13 protein-coding genes are annotated in these 15,209 nt (G+C 37.8%); 2 read left to right on the top strand and 11 right to left on the bottom strand.

The window, feature by feature from the left end; translation table 11 throughout:
- Window positions 1-9: 9 nt before the first annotated feature.
- The 5 genes from J4771_RS09890 to J4771_RS09870 are packed head-to-tail and all read right to left on the bottom strand — an operon-like array spanning window position 10 to window position 7,176.
- Window positions 10-765: a c-type cytochrome gene (locus J4771_RS09890; RefSeq protein ID WP_224134854.1), complete on the bottom strand. Its 756-nt coding sequence runs from the start codon at window positions 763-765 to the stop codon at window positions 10-12.
- Complete coding sequence (locus J4771_RS09885) at window positions 758-1,279, bottom strand: DUF3341 domain-containing protein (RefSeq protein WP_224134853.1); 522 nt, start codon at window positions 1,277-1,279, stop codon at window positions 758-760. Before J4771_RS09885 ends, J4771_RS09890 begins: the two co-directional genes overlap by 8 nt.
- The gene (gene nrfD / locus J4771_RS09880) at window positions 1,266-2,666 is read right to left on the bottom strand and encodes an NrfD/PsrC family molybdoenzyme membrane anchor subunit (protein WP_224134852.1); all 1,401 of its coding nucleotides are present in this window, start codon (window positions 2,664-2,666) and stop codon (window positions 1,266-1,268) included. Before nrfD ends, J4771_RS09885 begins: the two co-directional genes overlap by 14 nt.
- 18 nt (window positions 2,667-2,684) lie before the next feature.
- Window positions 2,685-5,789 carry a TAT-variant-translocated molybdopterin oxidoreductase gene (locus J4771_RS09875; protein ID WP_224134851.1) on the bottom strand — a complete coding sequence of 1,035 codons (3,105 nt, stop codon included), beginning with the start codon at window positions 5,787-5,789 and terminating at the stop codon, window positions 2,685-2,687.
- Window positions 5,790-5,811: 22 nt separating this feature from the next.
- Window positions 5,812-7,176, bottom strand: a complete 1,365-nt coding sequence (locus J4771_RS09870; RefSeq protein ID WP_224134850.1) for a c-type cytochrome — start codon at window positions 7,174-7,176, stop codon at window positions 5,812-5,814.
- A gap of 187 nt (window positions 7,177-7,363) precedes the next feature.
- Here J4771_RS09870 and J4771_RS09865 point away from each other — a divergent pair, with 187 nt between their 5' ends.
- On the top strand, window positions 7,364-7,915 hold the full coding sequence (locus tag J4771_RS09865) for an SPOR domain-containing protein (protein ID WP_224134849.1): 552 nt from the start codon (window positions 7,364-7,366) through the stop codon (window positions 7,913-7,915).
- 74 nt (window positions 7,916-7,989) lie between these two features.
- Here J4771_RS09865 and J4771_RS09860 read toward each other — a convergent pair whose 3' ends face one another.
- Window positions 7,990-8,676: a response regulator transcription factor gene (locus J4771_RS09860; RefSeq protein ID WP_224134848.1), complete on the bottom strand. Its 687-nt coding sequence runs from the start codon at window positions 8,674-8,676 to the stop codon at window positions 7,990-7,992.
- 115 nt (window positions 8,677-8,791) lie between these two features.
- Window positions 8,792-10,339 carry a sensor histidine kinase gene (locus J4771_RS09855; protein WP_224134847.1) on the bottom strand — a complete coding sequence of 516 codons (1,548 nt, stop codon included), beginning with the start codon at window positions 10,337-10,339 and terminating at the stop codon, window positions 8,792-8,794.
- A gap of 179 nt (window positions 10,340-10,518) precedes the next feature.
- On the opposite strand from J4771_RS09855, the gene J4771_RS09850 reads away from it, so the two are divergent.
- Window positions 10,519-11,010, top strand: coding sequence for an SRPBCC family protein (locus J4771_RS09850; protein WP_224134846.1), 492 nt, complete (start codon window positions 10,519-10,521; stop codon window positions 11,008-11,010).
- A gap of 47 nt (window positions 11,011-11,057) precedes the next feature.
- Here J4771_RS09850 and J4771_RS09845 read toward each other — a convergent pair whose 3' ends face one another.
- From J4771_RS09845 to J4771_RS09830, 4 genes are all read right to left on the bottom strand, one after another.
- A complete protein-coding gene (locus J4771_RS09845; protein ID WP_224137814.1) occupies window positions 11,058-11,399 on the bottom strand; it encodes a hypothetical protein in 342 nt (113 codons plus the stop codon).
- A gap of 70 nt (window positions 11,400-11,469) precedes the next feature.
- Entirely contained in the window at window positions 11,470-13,515 is a 2,046-nt protein-coding gene (locus J4771_RS09840) for a S9 family peptidase (protein WP_224134845.1), read from the bottom strand.
- A 117-nt stretch (window positions 13,516-13,632) separates the two neighbouring features.
- Complete coding sequence (locus J4771_RS09835; protein ID WP_224134844.1) at window positions 13,633-14,373, bottom strand: uroporphyrinogen-III synthase; 741 nt, start codon at window positions 14,371-14,373, stop codon at window positions 13,633-13,635.
- Window positions 14,374-14,470: 97 nt separating this feature from the next.
- On the bottom strand, window positions 14,471-15,166 hold the full coding sequence (locus J4771_RS09830; protein WP_224134843.1) for a DUF4271 domain-containing protein: 696 nt from the start codon (window positions 15,164-15,166) through the stop codon (window positions 14,471-14,473).
- Window positions 15,167-15,209 lie beyond the last annotated feature (43 nt).

Genomic DNA, 15,209 nt, shown 5'->3' with positions numbered 1-15,209 from the left:
TAATTCTTTTTATTTTTTTGGACTGGTTGTTACACTTGCTGCAGGTGTTGCAGGAGCTGTTTCAGCAGCCGGTTTCGCATCAGCTGCAGGTGCAGCTGCCGTTGCGTTTGCTGGAGTTGCAGCAGGAGCAGGATTAATTCCGCCTTTGAATGCATTCATCACATACATAGAAACTCTCCAACGGTCGCCTGGTTTTAGTTGTCCTGCATAAGAACCCATCGCGTTTCTTCCGTTTGTTAAAACATAATGAACAGAACCTACTGTAATTTGACGGTCAGCATACTTTGGAACTCCAGAATAAGCACCGCTTGCTACGATTGGACCTTGACCGTCACCTGCTGTTCCGTGACAAGCCGCACAAGTTTTGTTATATAAATCTTTTCCTCTTGCCAAATCTTTTTCCTGATTTGCTGGATCAAGTGGTGATGCAGTAACTAACTTAGATGCATCGTAACCCGCATTGTACTGATCGGGAGTCATTGCTACGTTTGCAGCTTCATCAGCAACTCCCTCTCTGTTTTGCGCAACGGTTCCGTTCACTGGGCTTAAACCAGTAGCTCCGTCATTTTTTACAAAAGCAGGAATCTCGTTCTCATGTTTTGAATAAGCATCTTGAGCTTTCATCAAAGGATCATAAGCAACCGGAAAATACATATCTGGAAAATAAACCAGAGGTGGATTTTCTTTGCTGCAAGAACTTAATGAAATTGCTGCAAAACCTAAAATAGCCGTGATTTTAAATATATTCTTTGTCATTTTAAGCATCTTTTACAGTTATTTCTTCAACCCCAGTATCAATCAGAACTTGTTTTACTGCATCAACATCATCGGTTACAAATTCCATCATAAACTTGTCATCGGTTGTTCTTGGATCTGGATTTTGTGGCGGACATCCTGGATACATTTTGTTTCTTGCCAAAAAAGTCAGCGACATCATGTGTGCAGCACAGAAAACCATTAATTCAAACATTGGAACCACGAAAGCAGGCATATTGTGCGCCCACAAAAATGCTGGTTTACCACCAATATTTTGTGGCCAGTCGTGATTCATGGTGTACCAAGTTACTAAAGTTCCTATGGTAATTCCGTAAACCGCATACAAGAATGCAGCATCAGAAATCCTAGTTTTTCTTAAACCTAAAGCTTTATCAAGACCGTGAACCGGAAACGGAGTATACACCTCGTTAATTTTAATTCCTTTGTCATTGCAAGCATGCACGCCGTTCAGTAAATCGTCGTCATCGGCGTAGATACCGTATATTTTTTTAGTGGTGCTCATCTTCTTCGTCTTTTGCTTTATAAGTTTCACCTGATATTTTCAAAATAGTCTTCAATTCAGCCTGTGCAATTACAGGGAATGTTCTTGCGTAAAGAAGGAATAATACCGAGAAGAACCCGATTGTTCCCAGGAATACACCTACATCAATGATGGTTGGTTTAAACATCGTCCAACCTGAAGGCAAGTAATCTCTTGCAATGTTGATAACGATGATATCAAATCTTTCAAACCACATCCCGATGTTGATTACCAAAGCGATGATAAACGTTGCGATGATGTTCGTACGGATTCTCTTGAACCAAAATAATGCAGGAATAACAAGGTTACAGATGATCAACGCCCAGAAAGCCCACCAATAAGGTCCTGTTGCTGCACCTGGAGAAAGATAAGTAAAGTCCTCATATCTTGAACCGGAATACCAAGCGATGAAATATTCAGTTGCGTAAGCTACAGTTACCATTCCACCAGTTACGATGATCACGATGTTCATGATCTCGATGTGATACATGGTGATGTAATCTTCAAGGTGACAAACTTTTCTTGCAACCAACAAAAGTGTCTGTACCATCGCAAATCCTGAGAAAATCGCACCTGCAACGAAGTATGGAGGATAAATTGTTGAGTGCCATCCTTTAATTACGGAAGTAGCAAAGTCAAAGGATACCGTGGTGTGAACCGAGAATACTAGTGGAGTTGCCAAACCTGCCAAAACTAATGAAAGTTCCTCAAATCTTTGCCAGTGTTTTGCTTTACCACCCCAACCGAAAGCCAGGAAGGTATAAATTCTTTTTGTCCAAGGCGTTTTTGCACGGTCTCTGATCATCGCAAAGTCAGGGATCAATCCCATAAACCAGAATACGGTTGATACAGAGAAATAAGTGGAGATTGCAAATACGTCCCAAAGTAACGGTGAGTTAAAGTTAGTCCAAAGTGAACCGAACTGGTTTGGTAAAGGGAATACCCAATATCCTACCCAAACTCTACCCATGTGAATTACCGGGAAAATTGCTGCCTGCACAACGGCGAAAATCGTCATCGCTTCTGCAGATCGGTTTACCGACATTCTCCATCTCTGTCTAAATAAAAGGAGAACTGCAGAGATTAAGGTTCCGGCGTGACCAATACCTACCCACCACACAAAGTTGGTGATATCCCATCCCCAGTTGTTGGTTCTGTTAAGTCCCCATGCACCGATACCGGTACCAATGGTGTACGCGATACAGCCAAATCCGTAGATGAATAGTGTTAAAGCTATCCAAAAGGAAACCCACCATAATTTTCCTGCGCGTTCCTCGATAGGTCTTGCGATATCATTTGAAATATCGTGATAAGTCTTATGACCAATAATTAAAGGTTCCCTTATCGGAGCTTCGTAATGTCCTGACATTTTTTACCTATTTATTATTTAAACATTTTGTTCTTTTCTGTTTCTTACTTTAGTGTGGTAGAAAACGTTTGGTTTCGTACCGATTTCCTCAAGTAAAGTATATCTTCTGTTGCTTCCGTAAAGTTCTCGCACTTTTGATGACTTGTCATTAATGTCACCGAAAGTCATTGCACCAGTTGCACAAGCGTTTACGCAAGCTGTTGAGAATTCGCCGTCTTTTACGGTTCTTCCATCTTTTTTCGCTTCAAGAATAACGTTCTGTGTCATTTGGATACACATTGAACATTTTTCCATCACCCCTCTTGTTCTTACTACCACATCTGGATTAAGAACCATTCTTCCTAAATCATTATTTTGATTAAAGTCGAATTTATCATTAAGATTGTAAGTAAACCAGTTGAATCTTCTTACTTTATATGGACAGTTGTTCGCACAATATCTTGTACCAATACATCGGTTGTAAGCCATTTGGTTTTGACCTTGTTTACCGTGAGAAGTTGCCGCAACCGGACAAACTGTTTCACACGGTGCATGGTTACAATGTTGACACATCACCGGTTGGAAAATCACATCTGGATTGTCTGCAGGGTGGTTCAAGATACCGCTGTCTTTGTCAAGGAAATGACCGTACATTCCTGGAACGTCTAAACCTCCGTCAACAGCTTCTGCCTGTGATAATTTTCCGTCCTTGTTCTTGTCAAGATTTTCAGGCATAATCGTTGTGTAGTAACGGTCAATTCTCAACCAATACATATCACGCGACATTCTCACCTCTTCTTTTCCAACAACAGGAACATTGTTTTCAGCTTGACAAGCGATTACACAAGCTCCACAACCTGTACATGAATTCAAATCTACTGAAAGGTTGAAGTGAGGACCATCGGTATCATCGAAAGCATCCCAAAGGTCAATTTTTCCTGCAGGAAGAGCTCCGCCAATGGTGTGGTATTCCAAAGGTTTGTTCCAGCCTAATTTTTCGTCATCGAATTTTACGTGTAAGAAATCATCCAAAGGAACTTCTCTCGCGATTTCGTAACGTCCCATCAAAGTATTTTGCAACTGAATTCCTGCAAACTCATGGTCATCACCTGTTTTTTCAATTTTTACATTTGAAAGAACCGTGTTTGAACCATCAAATAACGGGAACGCGTTCACTCCAGTTTCTGCAACTTTTCCTGAATCTTTCTTACCGTAACCCAGAGCAAGTCCTAAAGAACCTTCCGCTTGTCCAGGCTGAACAAAAACAGGAACATCTTTAATGGTTACTCCGTTTACTGTAAGGTTTACTTTAGAACCATCCAACTGCATTCTTGCATTCAGATTATTTTTGATTCCAAGTTGTTTTGCATCTTTTGGTGACATGGTCAAATAATTATCCCAAGTCATTCTGGTAATCGGATCCGGTAATTCCTGCAACCAAGGGTTGTTTGCCTGAGTTCCATCTCCCATTGAAGTTTTGGTATAAAGAACCAATTCCAATTCAGATGCTTTTAAATTTCCTAACTCGGTTGCAGCTTGAGCAGCATTTCCACCTGTGTAAGAAAGTGTTGCGGTATTTCCTCCTTCAAGAACACCATTATAAAGCGCTTTGTTGAAGGTAGTTTCACCTATTAAGGTAGCAGCATTTGCTTTTAAGTAATCGTAATAATTGTTTGCAGGATTTCCTTTTCCATTCATCCAAACCAATAAAGAATCTTCAATTTGTCTTGATTTGTAAATTTTTTGAATAGTCGGCTGCATTAAAGTATAAACACCAGTTTGTGGTGCCATATCTCCCCAAGATTCCAACCAGTTTGCTACAGGAATTACAGCTTTTGCAGCTTTGTACATTTCATTTTTCTTATCGGCAATCGCAACAATTGTTGGAACTTTTGCCAATAATTTTTTGAAATCTTCTCCTTTGTTGTTAGAATAAATTGGGTTTACATTGTTTGAAATCAACACGCCAACTTGACCAGCGTTCATCCAAGAAAGAAATTCCTGATATCTCGCTCCGTCAAATTCTTTTAAGAAGTTTGCTTTTCCTGTGAAAGCTGTTGAACCTAATTTTTGGTTGATCAAATGAGCCAAAACGTGCGCTCCTTTTGAACCGTCTGCAAAAACAACAGCATTGCTTCCTTTAGCCTGAAGTTCTTTTACAATTTCTGCGGCTTCTTTGCTTGTTGCTCCACCGTTTAAACCGTTATAAACTTCAACTAAAACTTTATTTACTGCACTTGGCTTTAACTTAATTCTTGTATCTGCGTTTGCTCCAGTTAAAGACAAATTTGATTCAATCTGAATGTGTCTCAACATATCTGGGCCTGGCTTTCTTGCAGCTGCGTAAGATGTTTCTAAAGTTCCGCCGTTGAATTCTCCCAAGAAATCTGCTTGGAAAGAAACCACCAACTGCGTTTTAGATAAATCGTAAACGGGCAAAGCTCTTTGACCGAAAACTTCCTGTGCTGCATCCAAAGCTGCTGAATAAGGAACCGCGTCGTACGTTACCAATTCTGCGGTAGGATATTTTGCCTTGAAATCAGCAAATAATTTTTTGAAAGTAGGCGATGCAAAAGAATGCGATAAAAGCACGATTCTTTTTCCCCCTGCTTGAGCATCTGTTAAACCTTTTAAAACGAAATCATCAACTTTGTCGAAAGTTTCGTCTTTCCCGTTTAGTTTTGGCTGTTTTACTTTATCGTTATCATAAAGCGAAAGAACTGAAGCCTGTGCTCTTGCATTGGTTTTACCCAAACCGTTTGCCATTGGATTCGGTTCAATTTTGATTGGTCTTCCTTCCCTTGTCTTTACTAAAACACTTGCGAAATCGTACCCGTCAAAATAAGTGGATGCGTAATAATTAGGAACACCTGGAATAATTTCGTGCGGTTTTACCACATACGGAATTGTTTTGATCACCGGCGCTTCACACGCAGCCAAAGTAACTGCAGCGGTAGAAAATCCTAAAAGTTTAAGGAAATCTCTTCTTGAAGTTCCTGTGGATTCCGACTCATTAGGTTTTAATTCACCTGTTTGTTCATCCACGGGAATTTCCTGAAGGAACTCCTTTTGAGCCAACCTTCCTGTCAAAGTTGGGTCTTCTAATTCGTGAATACTTCTGAATTGTATTTTATTTGAAGCCATTGATACTTCTAATTTTTCGTTATTAATAATGACATTTACCACACTCAAGACCTCCAATTGCATCTACTGTAATCTTACCTTCAGATTTTGGATACTGTTTTTTCAGTTTCTCGTGTAGATTTTTGAAGTACTCTTTATTATAACCGTTGTTCATATCAACTTCTGTTGTTCTGTGACATTCGATACACCATCCCATTGTGAAGTCGTTTGCCATTTGCACCACGTTCATGGTGTCCACTTGTCCGTGACAAGCTTTACAAACCACATCGATTTTAGCCTCAGGATTTTTTTTGTTGTATGAATTGATAATCGCCTGTTCACCTGCAACAACGTGTTGAGCGTGATTAAAGTACACGAAATCAGGCATATTGTGAATTCTTACCCATTCCACTGGTTTGGTTTTTCCAGTATATTGCTGTGTAGCTGGATCCCAACCTGTTGCAGCGTATATTTTTTGAATTTCACCGTCGTAGAAAGCCTTGTCTTTTCCTGGCTCCATGTATTTTCCTTTGTACTCGGAAATATTTCGGTGGCAGTTCATACAAACATTCATGGAAGGAATTTCAGAAACCTTACCATATTTTGCTGATGAGTGACAAAGTTGACAATCGATTTTATTCTCACCTGCGTGAATTTTATGAGAGAAATAAATAGGTTGTTCAGGTTTGTAGCCTTTGTAAACACCAATCCACATCAACCAGTTCCAAATTCCGTATGCAGCAAAGATTCCAAGAAGAACGAGGATTCCCTTTCCTACATAATGGTATTTTTTGTAAAGATCTGCGAATGAATAAGCTCTTGTAGCATTAAGACCCGCTAATTCATCCGTTTGCTGAAGTTTTACGAGCTGTCTTAATTTAAGAAGCAACCAAAGAAGAAGTCCGCCAATCGCAGCCAAAGAAATCAGGATGATTTTAGAATTCATCGACTCTTTTTTAGCCGCTTCAATTGCCTGAACTGAATTTGCGTCAGTAGCAGTTGCAGCATCTGCAGCTGGTTCTGGTGCAGGTGGATTAGTAGTGTACTCTAAAATATCGGTAATATCCTGGTCGGAAAGACTAGGAAACGGAGTCATCGCCGTTTTGTTGAACTTTTCAAAAACTTCGTTTGCATATTTATCTCCAGATTTACGGAGCGCTTCGTTGTCTTTGATCCACTTGTGCAGCCAGTCTGTATCCAGATTCTGCTCTTTTTTGAGTCTGTCTACTACGCCGCCTAAAGCAGGTCCCACAAGTTGTTTGTCTAATGCGTGACACGCCGTACAGTTCGCTTTGAAAAGCTTTTCACCGTTTTTGGCATCTCCTTGAGCGTAAATAGAAGCACTGGTCGATAACAACAGTCCTATTGCAATCAGACCCCTTTTGTAATGCTTTCTCCAACTAATCATTTATAAAATCTTGGGTTGTTAAAATGTATTGAGTTTACTTTTCAATTTGGCAAAAATAAGACTTTTAACAGAAATTTAACAGCAACAGCGTCTGCTTTTCGTCATTTCATTTAATTTGTAACCGTTCTAAATAACAAAGATTGGTATAAATTTTATTTGTATTAAATTTGCCCAAAATAAATAGTTGATGAAATATATTCTTAAAATAATTGCAGTTCTATCCTTATTCTCCATTAATCAAATTGACGCACAGCAAGTTGTAAAAAACGACACGATTGCGGGAACGCCTCTTTCCATTTCTATGGATAAAAGAATTGACGATTTGATAGGCAATATTGAAGATAAATGCGCCACTAAAACCAGCAATACAGGTTCAGGAAAAACTTGGAATGACGATTCGGATTCTACACCTAGAACAACTACACCTAAAATTGTTGTTCCAGAAAGAGAACTTTCCCAAGCTGAAATTTGCCGTAGAAACCCAAGAATTATGGGCTACAAAATTCAGTTAGCGGTGGTAAAAAGCAATGAGGAAGCTAGAGAAGTTGGGATGTATTTCAGAAGAAGATTCCCAAACATGAAAGTGGAAATAGACGCTTCTTTAAGACCAAATTATAAAGTAATGGCTGGAAGTTACCTTACCAAACAAAGTGCGGCAGGAGATTTGTCAAAAATCAGACAGTACTTCAAATCCGCTTTGGCAATTCAATACCGAGTTTTCTGCGTGGAAGCAAAATAATTTGAAAATTACTTTTTATTAGAAATAAAAAAGTTCGGAAAATTTCCGAACTTTTTGTTTATGTTGTGATTACACTAATTCTTCACCAACAGTCTGAAACCTTCACCATGAACGTTGATGATTTCCAAACCGTCATCTTCCTTCAACAGTTTACGGAGCTTCGCGATGTAAACATCCATACTTCGTGCGGTAAAGTAATTTTCCTTTTTCCAAATTTTTCTCAGTGCCAAATCTCTCGGCATGAAATCATTTCTGTGCATGCACAGAAGTTTCAACAATTCGTTTTCCTTTGGTGAAAGTTTGTACTCGTTATCTCCTACTCTCAACTGTCTCAACATCGAGTCAAAGAAAATGTTGCTGATTTTGAACTGTTCCTGTTCGTCATCTTCAACCACTGTACTTCTTTGAAGAATCGCCTTGATTTTATACAGCAAAAGCTCTGTGTCAAAAGGTTTCGTAATATAATCATCGGCTCCGATTTGGTAACCTTTCAAGATATCTTCACGCATATTTCTTGCGGTGAGGAAAATAATCGGGGTGTTTTTATCAATTCTTTTCACGTCTTCCGCCAAAGAAAATCCGTCTTTTTTAGGCATCATCACATCGAAAATACAAATATCGAATTCGTTTTCCGTAAATTCTTTCAACCCTTGTTCGCCGTCTGTAGCGAGGGTAACTTCAAAATTATTTATCGTTAAATAATCTTTCAAAACCGCACCAAAACTTTGGTCGTCTTCTACTAATAAGATTCTGTTGCTCATATCTTTTTTTTTGTTTAAAGTTTAAAATTTGCTTTCGGCGTTCAGCAATAAAAATCGCTCTAACTCTTGTGGAAAATTCACCATTCACCGCGAAGCGAATTCACTATTCACATAATCAACCCATCGGAAGTTTCACCACAAACGTACTTCCCTTCCCTTTCGCGGATTCCACTGAAATCTGACCTTTATGGAGCTCGATGATTTTCTTCACATAAGACAAACCAAGTCCTTGTCCTTTTACATTATGAATATTTCCCGTTTCCTCGCGGAAGAATTTTTCAAAGATTTTGTTTCTATTCTCAATGTCCATTCCCATTCCTTTGTCGGAAATTTCTATCACGTACCAATTACCTTCGTTTCTTGTTCTAACAGTGATTTCGGGATTTTCAGGGGAATACTTATTCGCATTATCGAGCAAGTTCACCAACGCATTTGAAAAGTGAAATTCATCAATTTTAAAAACATATTTCTGCGTGTTGAATTCTTGCGTTAAAGTTCCGTTTCTTTGAGCGACAATCAATCCGAAAGATTCCGTGATTTCTTTGATTAAAGAACGAACATCGGTTTCCTTCAAGAAAAGTTTCACCTCATTTCGTTCTAATTTGGACATGTTCAGGACGTTTTCCACCTGCTTTTTCATGCGCAAGTTTTCCTGTTTAATGAGTCCTGAATAATATTTTACCTTTTCGGGATTGGTCGCGATTTTGTCGTTCGCCAAAGAATCCGTCGCCACAGAAATCGTTGCTAAAGGCGTTTTGAACTCATGCGACATATTATTGATGAAGTCTGTTTTCACCTCAGCAATTTTTTTCTGTCGCATCATGTAATTGATGGAGATGATGTAAATCCCTAAAATCGTAAGAAGCGACATAATGGTTCCCAACAACATTGGCAAATTGTTCTTCGCCAAATAATAATCATCATCCGGAAAAACTAAAGCAAGCGTATAAAGTGTTCTGTCTTTACTATCGGTAAAAAGTGGATACGTGTAACTATCTTTATTTTTTTTCTCATTGAAAATCTTACTGGTAATTTTAGTGAGTTCATTTTTATTGTTCATTACCGCGAAACCGAATTTCGTATTTAAACCATTTAATTTCAATTCTTGGGTTAAAACCGAATCCAATGTTTTTTCGTCCACCCTTTTTTCAATCGGCAAACTGGACGCGCTCAGCTTTGCAAATTCCCTCAACGCATAAGTATTGTTGTTGATGTCTTTGCTCAGTTGCGCCGTCAAAGGTTCGGAAGTATTTTCTTTTTTGATTTTTAAAATTCCTTCATCAGTATAGAGTTTGGTCAACTTCAAACTGTCGCCTCTTCTTGAAATCGGAATGTTTTGACTTTCCACAATACTTTTCTGAAAAGTAATCGTAGAACGGTTTGCCGAATCCGTATTCTGCTGAATATAGGTTTGCGTTGGCTGGGTTCCGTTTCCTGCAACTACGTTTTTACCAAAATTTTTGTATTCCTGATTCAAATATTTATCAACTTCCAGTTGCGCCACTTTTTGGGTGGAAGATTCCATAGCGGAATACACTTTATTAGAAAATTCCTGGTTAAGCGCGGTATACAATTCCTTTATCCAATAAAACTGCAATACAACGAACACAATAAGTGAAATCGTCATCAGCACAGAAATAAACGGAATAAACTTATTATTCATCTCCTATTTTAAATTTCAATTGTTAAAATTACTGATTTTAAGAATATAAAAGCAAATTTAAAACCAATATTTTATTAAATATTTCTTAAAAACGTGACTTTTAACATTTTATTGTAAATAATTGAAATTTCTTTGATTAATGGAAATAAATGTAAATTTGAAACTATAAAATCGCCAATATGAATTCACCAATCACCTTTACCAAAGACGAAGAACAGCTTTCTTTGTACATCATGAAAGTTTACCCAACCGATGTGTCGGTAATTTGGGAAAATTACACCAAAGTAGAATTACTCGAAAAATGGTGGGCTCCAAAACCATGGAAATGCGAAACCCAAAAAATGGATTTTAGAGAAGGCGGAAGCTGGAACTACGCCATGGTAAGTCCCGAAAACGAAAAACATTTTGCGGGATTGAATTATCAGGAAATCAATCCTCACCGAAGCATTGCCGTTTCAGATTTTTTCACCGATGAGAACGGAAATATCAATACCGACTTGCCAAAACTGAATTGGTTGATTGGTTTTACCGGAATCGAACAGGGAACAAAACTGACCTTCAATATTTATTTCAATTCGTTGGACGATATGAAACAGATTTTAGAAATGGGTTTTGAAGAAGGCTTTAAAATGCAGCTCAATCAGTTGGAAGAGATTGTAAGAGGAAATTAGGAGAATTTATTTAGCAGACTGCTTCCTGATTTTTTCTGACAATGACTTCAAAACAATCCTTCATCCATAAAGTATTGAATTACCGCTTTTTTCATTAAAATTTGTTGCTCGTTCGGTTTCAGTTCAGGCAATTTTTCTACCTCATCGAAATGCGGATAACCATCTTCGTCGTAATGAGAAAATTTATAGTAACCAAACGGCTCAAGCAACCTGCAAACTGCGATGTGCAGGATGTTTAACTTGTCGTCTTTCGTGTATTTTTGTTGGCCGCTTCCCAATTCCTGAACGCCGATTAAAAATAAAATCGTGTCAATTTGCGGATGTTTGTCGGTATCGAAATTTTCAACGAAAAATTCTTCAACCTTGCTCCATAATTCTGCTTCAGTCATATACTTTGCTGCCACTAATGCACTAATCATTATAATAAGTGAAAAATTCGTGCATTCGTGGCGATATTAATTATAATTTGTTTTCCAATTTCATCAAAAACGCATATTCCAACGCATCTTCTTTCAGCGACTCAAATCTTCCACTTGCTCCACCGTGTCCTGAACTCATATCGGTTTTGAAAACTAAAATATTTTGATCGGTTTTCAACTCCCGAAGTTTCGCCGTCCATTTGGCGGGTTCCCAATATTGAACCTGTGAATCGTGCAATCCTGTGGTAATCAAAATATTGGGATAGTTTTTCGCTTCTACATTGTCATACGGCGAATACGATTTCACGTACTCGTAATATTTTTTCTTTTTCGGATTTCCCCACTCGTCGAATTCTCCTGTAGTTAACGGAATTTCTTCATCCAACATCGTTGTCACCACATCCACAAAAGGAACTTGCGCTACAACTCCGTTAAAAAGATTGGGTTCATAATTAATGACGGCTCCAACCAAAAGTCCACCTGCAGAACCACCCATTGCGTAAAGATGTTTCGACGAAGTGTAATTTTCTTCCACCAAAAATTTCGCAGCATCGATGAAATCAAAAAAAGTGTTTTTCTTTTTCAGCATTTTTCCGTCTTCATACCATTCTCTTCCCAAATATTCCCCGCCGCGAATATGTGCAATTCCGTAAATAAAACCTCTGTCCAAAATCGACAACCGAACATTGGAAAAACTTGCATCCACTGTATGCCCGTAACTTCCGTAGCCGTAAAGTAGAAGCGGAGTTTCAGCAGATTTTTTGGTGTCTTTGTGATAAACCAAAGAAATCGGAACTTTTGATTTTCCATCTCTTGATGGCGCCCAAATTCTTTCGGAAACATAATTTTCGGGAAGGAATTTTCCGCCTAAAACTTCTTGTTGTTTCAAGAGTTCAGTGGTTTTTTCCTTCATATTATATTCGAAAGTTGAATTGGGTTTTGTCAAGGAAGTGTAACCGTAACGCAATTTTTCGGTGTCGAACTCTAAATTCAAACCGATATATGCGGTATAAGTTGGGTCTGAAAACGGAAGATAATGGGAAGTATTTGTTTGATTATCAATAATTTTGATTTGTAAAAGCCCTTCTTTTCTTTCCTCAAGCACCAAATAATTTCTAAAAATTTCAAACCCTTCCAACAAAACATCTTTTCGGTGCGGAATCACATCTTCCCAATTTTTCATTTCGGGAGTTGCGACTTTGGTTTTCACGATTTTGAAGTTGGTTGCTAGATCTGCATTGGTAATGATGTAGAATTCGTCCTCAAAATGTTCCACCGAATATTCCAAATCATCCATTCTTGGCTGCACGATTTTCCATTCTGCCAAAACATCGTCTGCTGGAATAAATCTCTGTTCGTCGGAAATCGTGCTCGAACTCGAAATAAAAATATATTCAAGCGACTTCGATTTAAAAATATTCACATCAAAAGTGTCATCTTCTTCATGAAAAACCAAAACATCTTGCGAAGAATCCGTCCCGAGTTGATGCATAAAAACTTGAAAAGCGCGCAGATTTTTATCTTTCCTGATGTAGAAAATATGTTCGTTATCATTCGCCCAAACTGCTTTTCCCGTTGTGTTTGCGATTTGGTCCTGAAGAATTTCGCCCGTTTCTAAATTTTTGAACTGAATGTTATAGATTCTCCTTCCCATATTATCCGTGGAAAAAGTCATCAGTTTATTGTTGGGAGAAACTGCGACACTTCCTACTTCAAAGAATTTTTGTCCTTCCGCTAAAATGTTTACATCCAACAAAATTTCTTCCTCCTGTTCTAAAGTCTGAAATTTTCTGCTGAAAATGGGATATTCTTTCCCAATTTCAAAACGAACGATGTACCAATATTCATTGAAAAAATAGGGCAAAGATTGGTCGTCTTCTTTATATCTGGACTTCATTTCATCGAAAAGTTCCTGCTGAAAATTTTCGGTATCCTTCATCACGAAATCACAGTACGCATTCTCCTCTTCCAAATATTGGGTGACTTCGGGATTTTCTCTTTCATTCATCCAAAAATAATTGTCGATGCGCTGATCACCGTGGATTTCTAGAATTTTTTCTATTTTTTTTGCTTTGGGAGCGTTCATTAGTTATAATATTGTTGCGATTTTAAAAATAAAATCCCGTAAAGTTAACATTTAATTAAAATAAAAAACCGTTCTTCAGAACTGAAAAAACGGCTTTTAAATATTTTTATCGAGAAATTATTTATTCATATTTCTGATGTATTTCTCAATCGCCATCGTCATCGACGGAGTTTCTTTGCTTGGAGCCATCACGTCCACTCTTAAACCTGCGTCTTTTGCCGCCTGTTCTGTCGTTGCACCGAAAACGGCAATTTTGGTGTCGTTTTGCTTAAAGTCTTTAAAATTTTGACCTAAAGAACGAATACCTTGCGGACTGAAGAAAACCAACATGTCGTAATCGCTCACTTTTGTATCGCTCAAATCGCTGCAAACTGTTCTGTACATCGTCGCTCTCGTCCAATCAATTGGGGAAGATTCAAGCACTTTTACCACATCGGGACTTAAAACGTCTGCAGCAGGCAAAAGATATTTTTCGCTTGGAAATTTCTTGAAAAGCGGCATTAAATCAGCAAAATTTTTCTCACCAAATGCAATTTTTCTCTTTCTGTAAACGATGTGTTTTTGAAGATAATTTGCAATCGCTTCCGACTGACAAAGGTATCTCATTGAATCAGGAACGGCGAAACGCATTTCCTCTGCAAGACGAAAATAATGGTCCACCGCATTTTTGCTTGTGAAAATCACCCCCGAATATTGCGAAAGGTCAATTTTTTGTGTTCTCAATTCCTTTGCATCTACACCTTCAACGTGGATAAAAGGTTTAAAATCAATCTTGATTTTTTCTTTTTTAGCCATCTCCAGATACGGGGAAGATTCGTTCGGTGCAGGTTGTGAAACCAAAATAGACTTAATTTTCATCTGTTTTACTTACTGTTTTTATTTTCAGATGAGCGTCTCAAATTCCAAATCTGATTTTATACAGAAGGTTTTCGATGCGTTCAATCATCAATAATCATTAAAAAAATAATACTTTCCAAAGCACCAAAACAGGTATAATTTGGAGGGTGCAAATATACAAAAATTTATAATACCATTTTTGAGGCAATATGTTGTTCTTGTTGAAGATATAAAACATCTGTTTGAAAACGAAAAACAATAAAATAACGCCTGCAAAAAAGTCAAAAGCAATAATTTTATCAATATTGTAGAAATAGTTAATCAGACAAAAAATCATCAAAACTACCGAAAAGACAAAGTAAAATTTTGAGGCTGTGAAATAAAAAATCTCCCATTTTTTTACCGTTCCCGTTCCTGCATAGAAAAGGTAAGATAAAATATTTTTGATAAAATAAAATCCAAGAACTGTGATAAAGGTGAATCCAAATTTGTTCAGTTCAAAACCTAAAACTTGTATGTCGCTGATTTTTTTCGGGACGATCGGAATATATTGTGAAACAAAAGTGGAAAAAACAAGCACAAATACAAAGCTGATAATCAGCCAACTCAAAAAATTATTAGAGGCATCAGCAAATTTCTGCAACAAGAATTCCTTCACCGAAGAATCCCTCTGCAACGAAAGAAGCATGAAAATATAAAGGAAAATACAGCCGACCAAAATGAATACCACCCAATCGTTTTGCTGCGTAATTCTTACCAATTTGTAATTTTTTGCAAAAGTAAGGAAAATTCGCTTTCTGAAATCTGCTTTCACTTTCAGTTAAAAATTTTACAAAATATTTAACACAACAAAGCGA

The sequence above is a fragment of the Candidatus Kaistella beijingensis genome (assembly GCF_020084865.1).
GTDB lineage: Bacteria > Bacteroidota > Bacteroidia > Flavobacteriales > Weeksellaceae > Kaistella > Kaistella beijingensis.
Note: the sequence above shows the minus strand (reverse complement) of the source record. Positions and strands in the feature narration are given on the sequence as shown.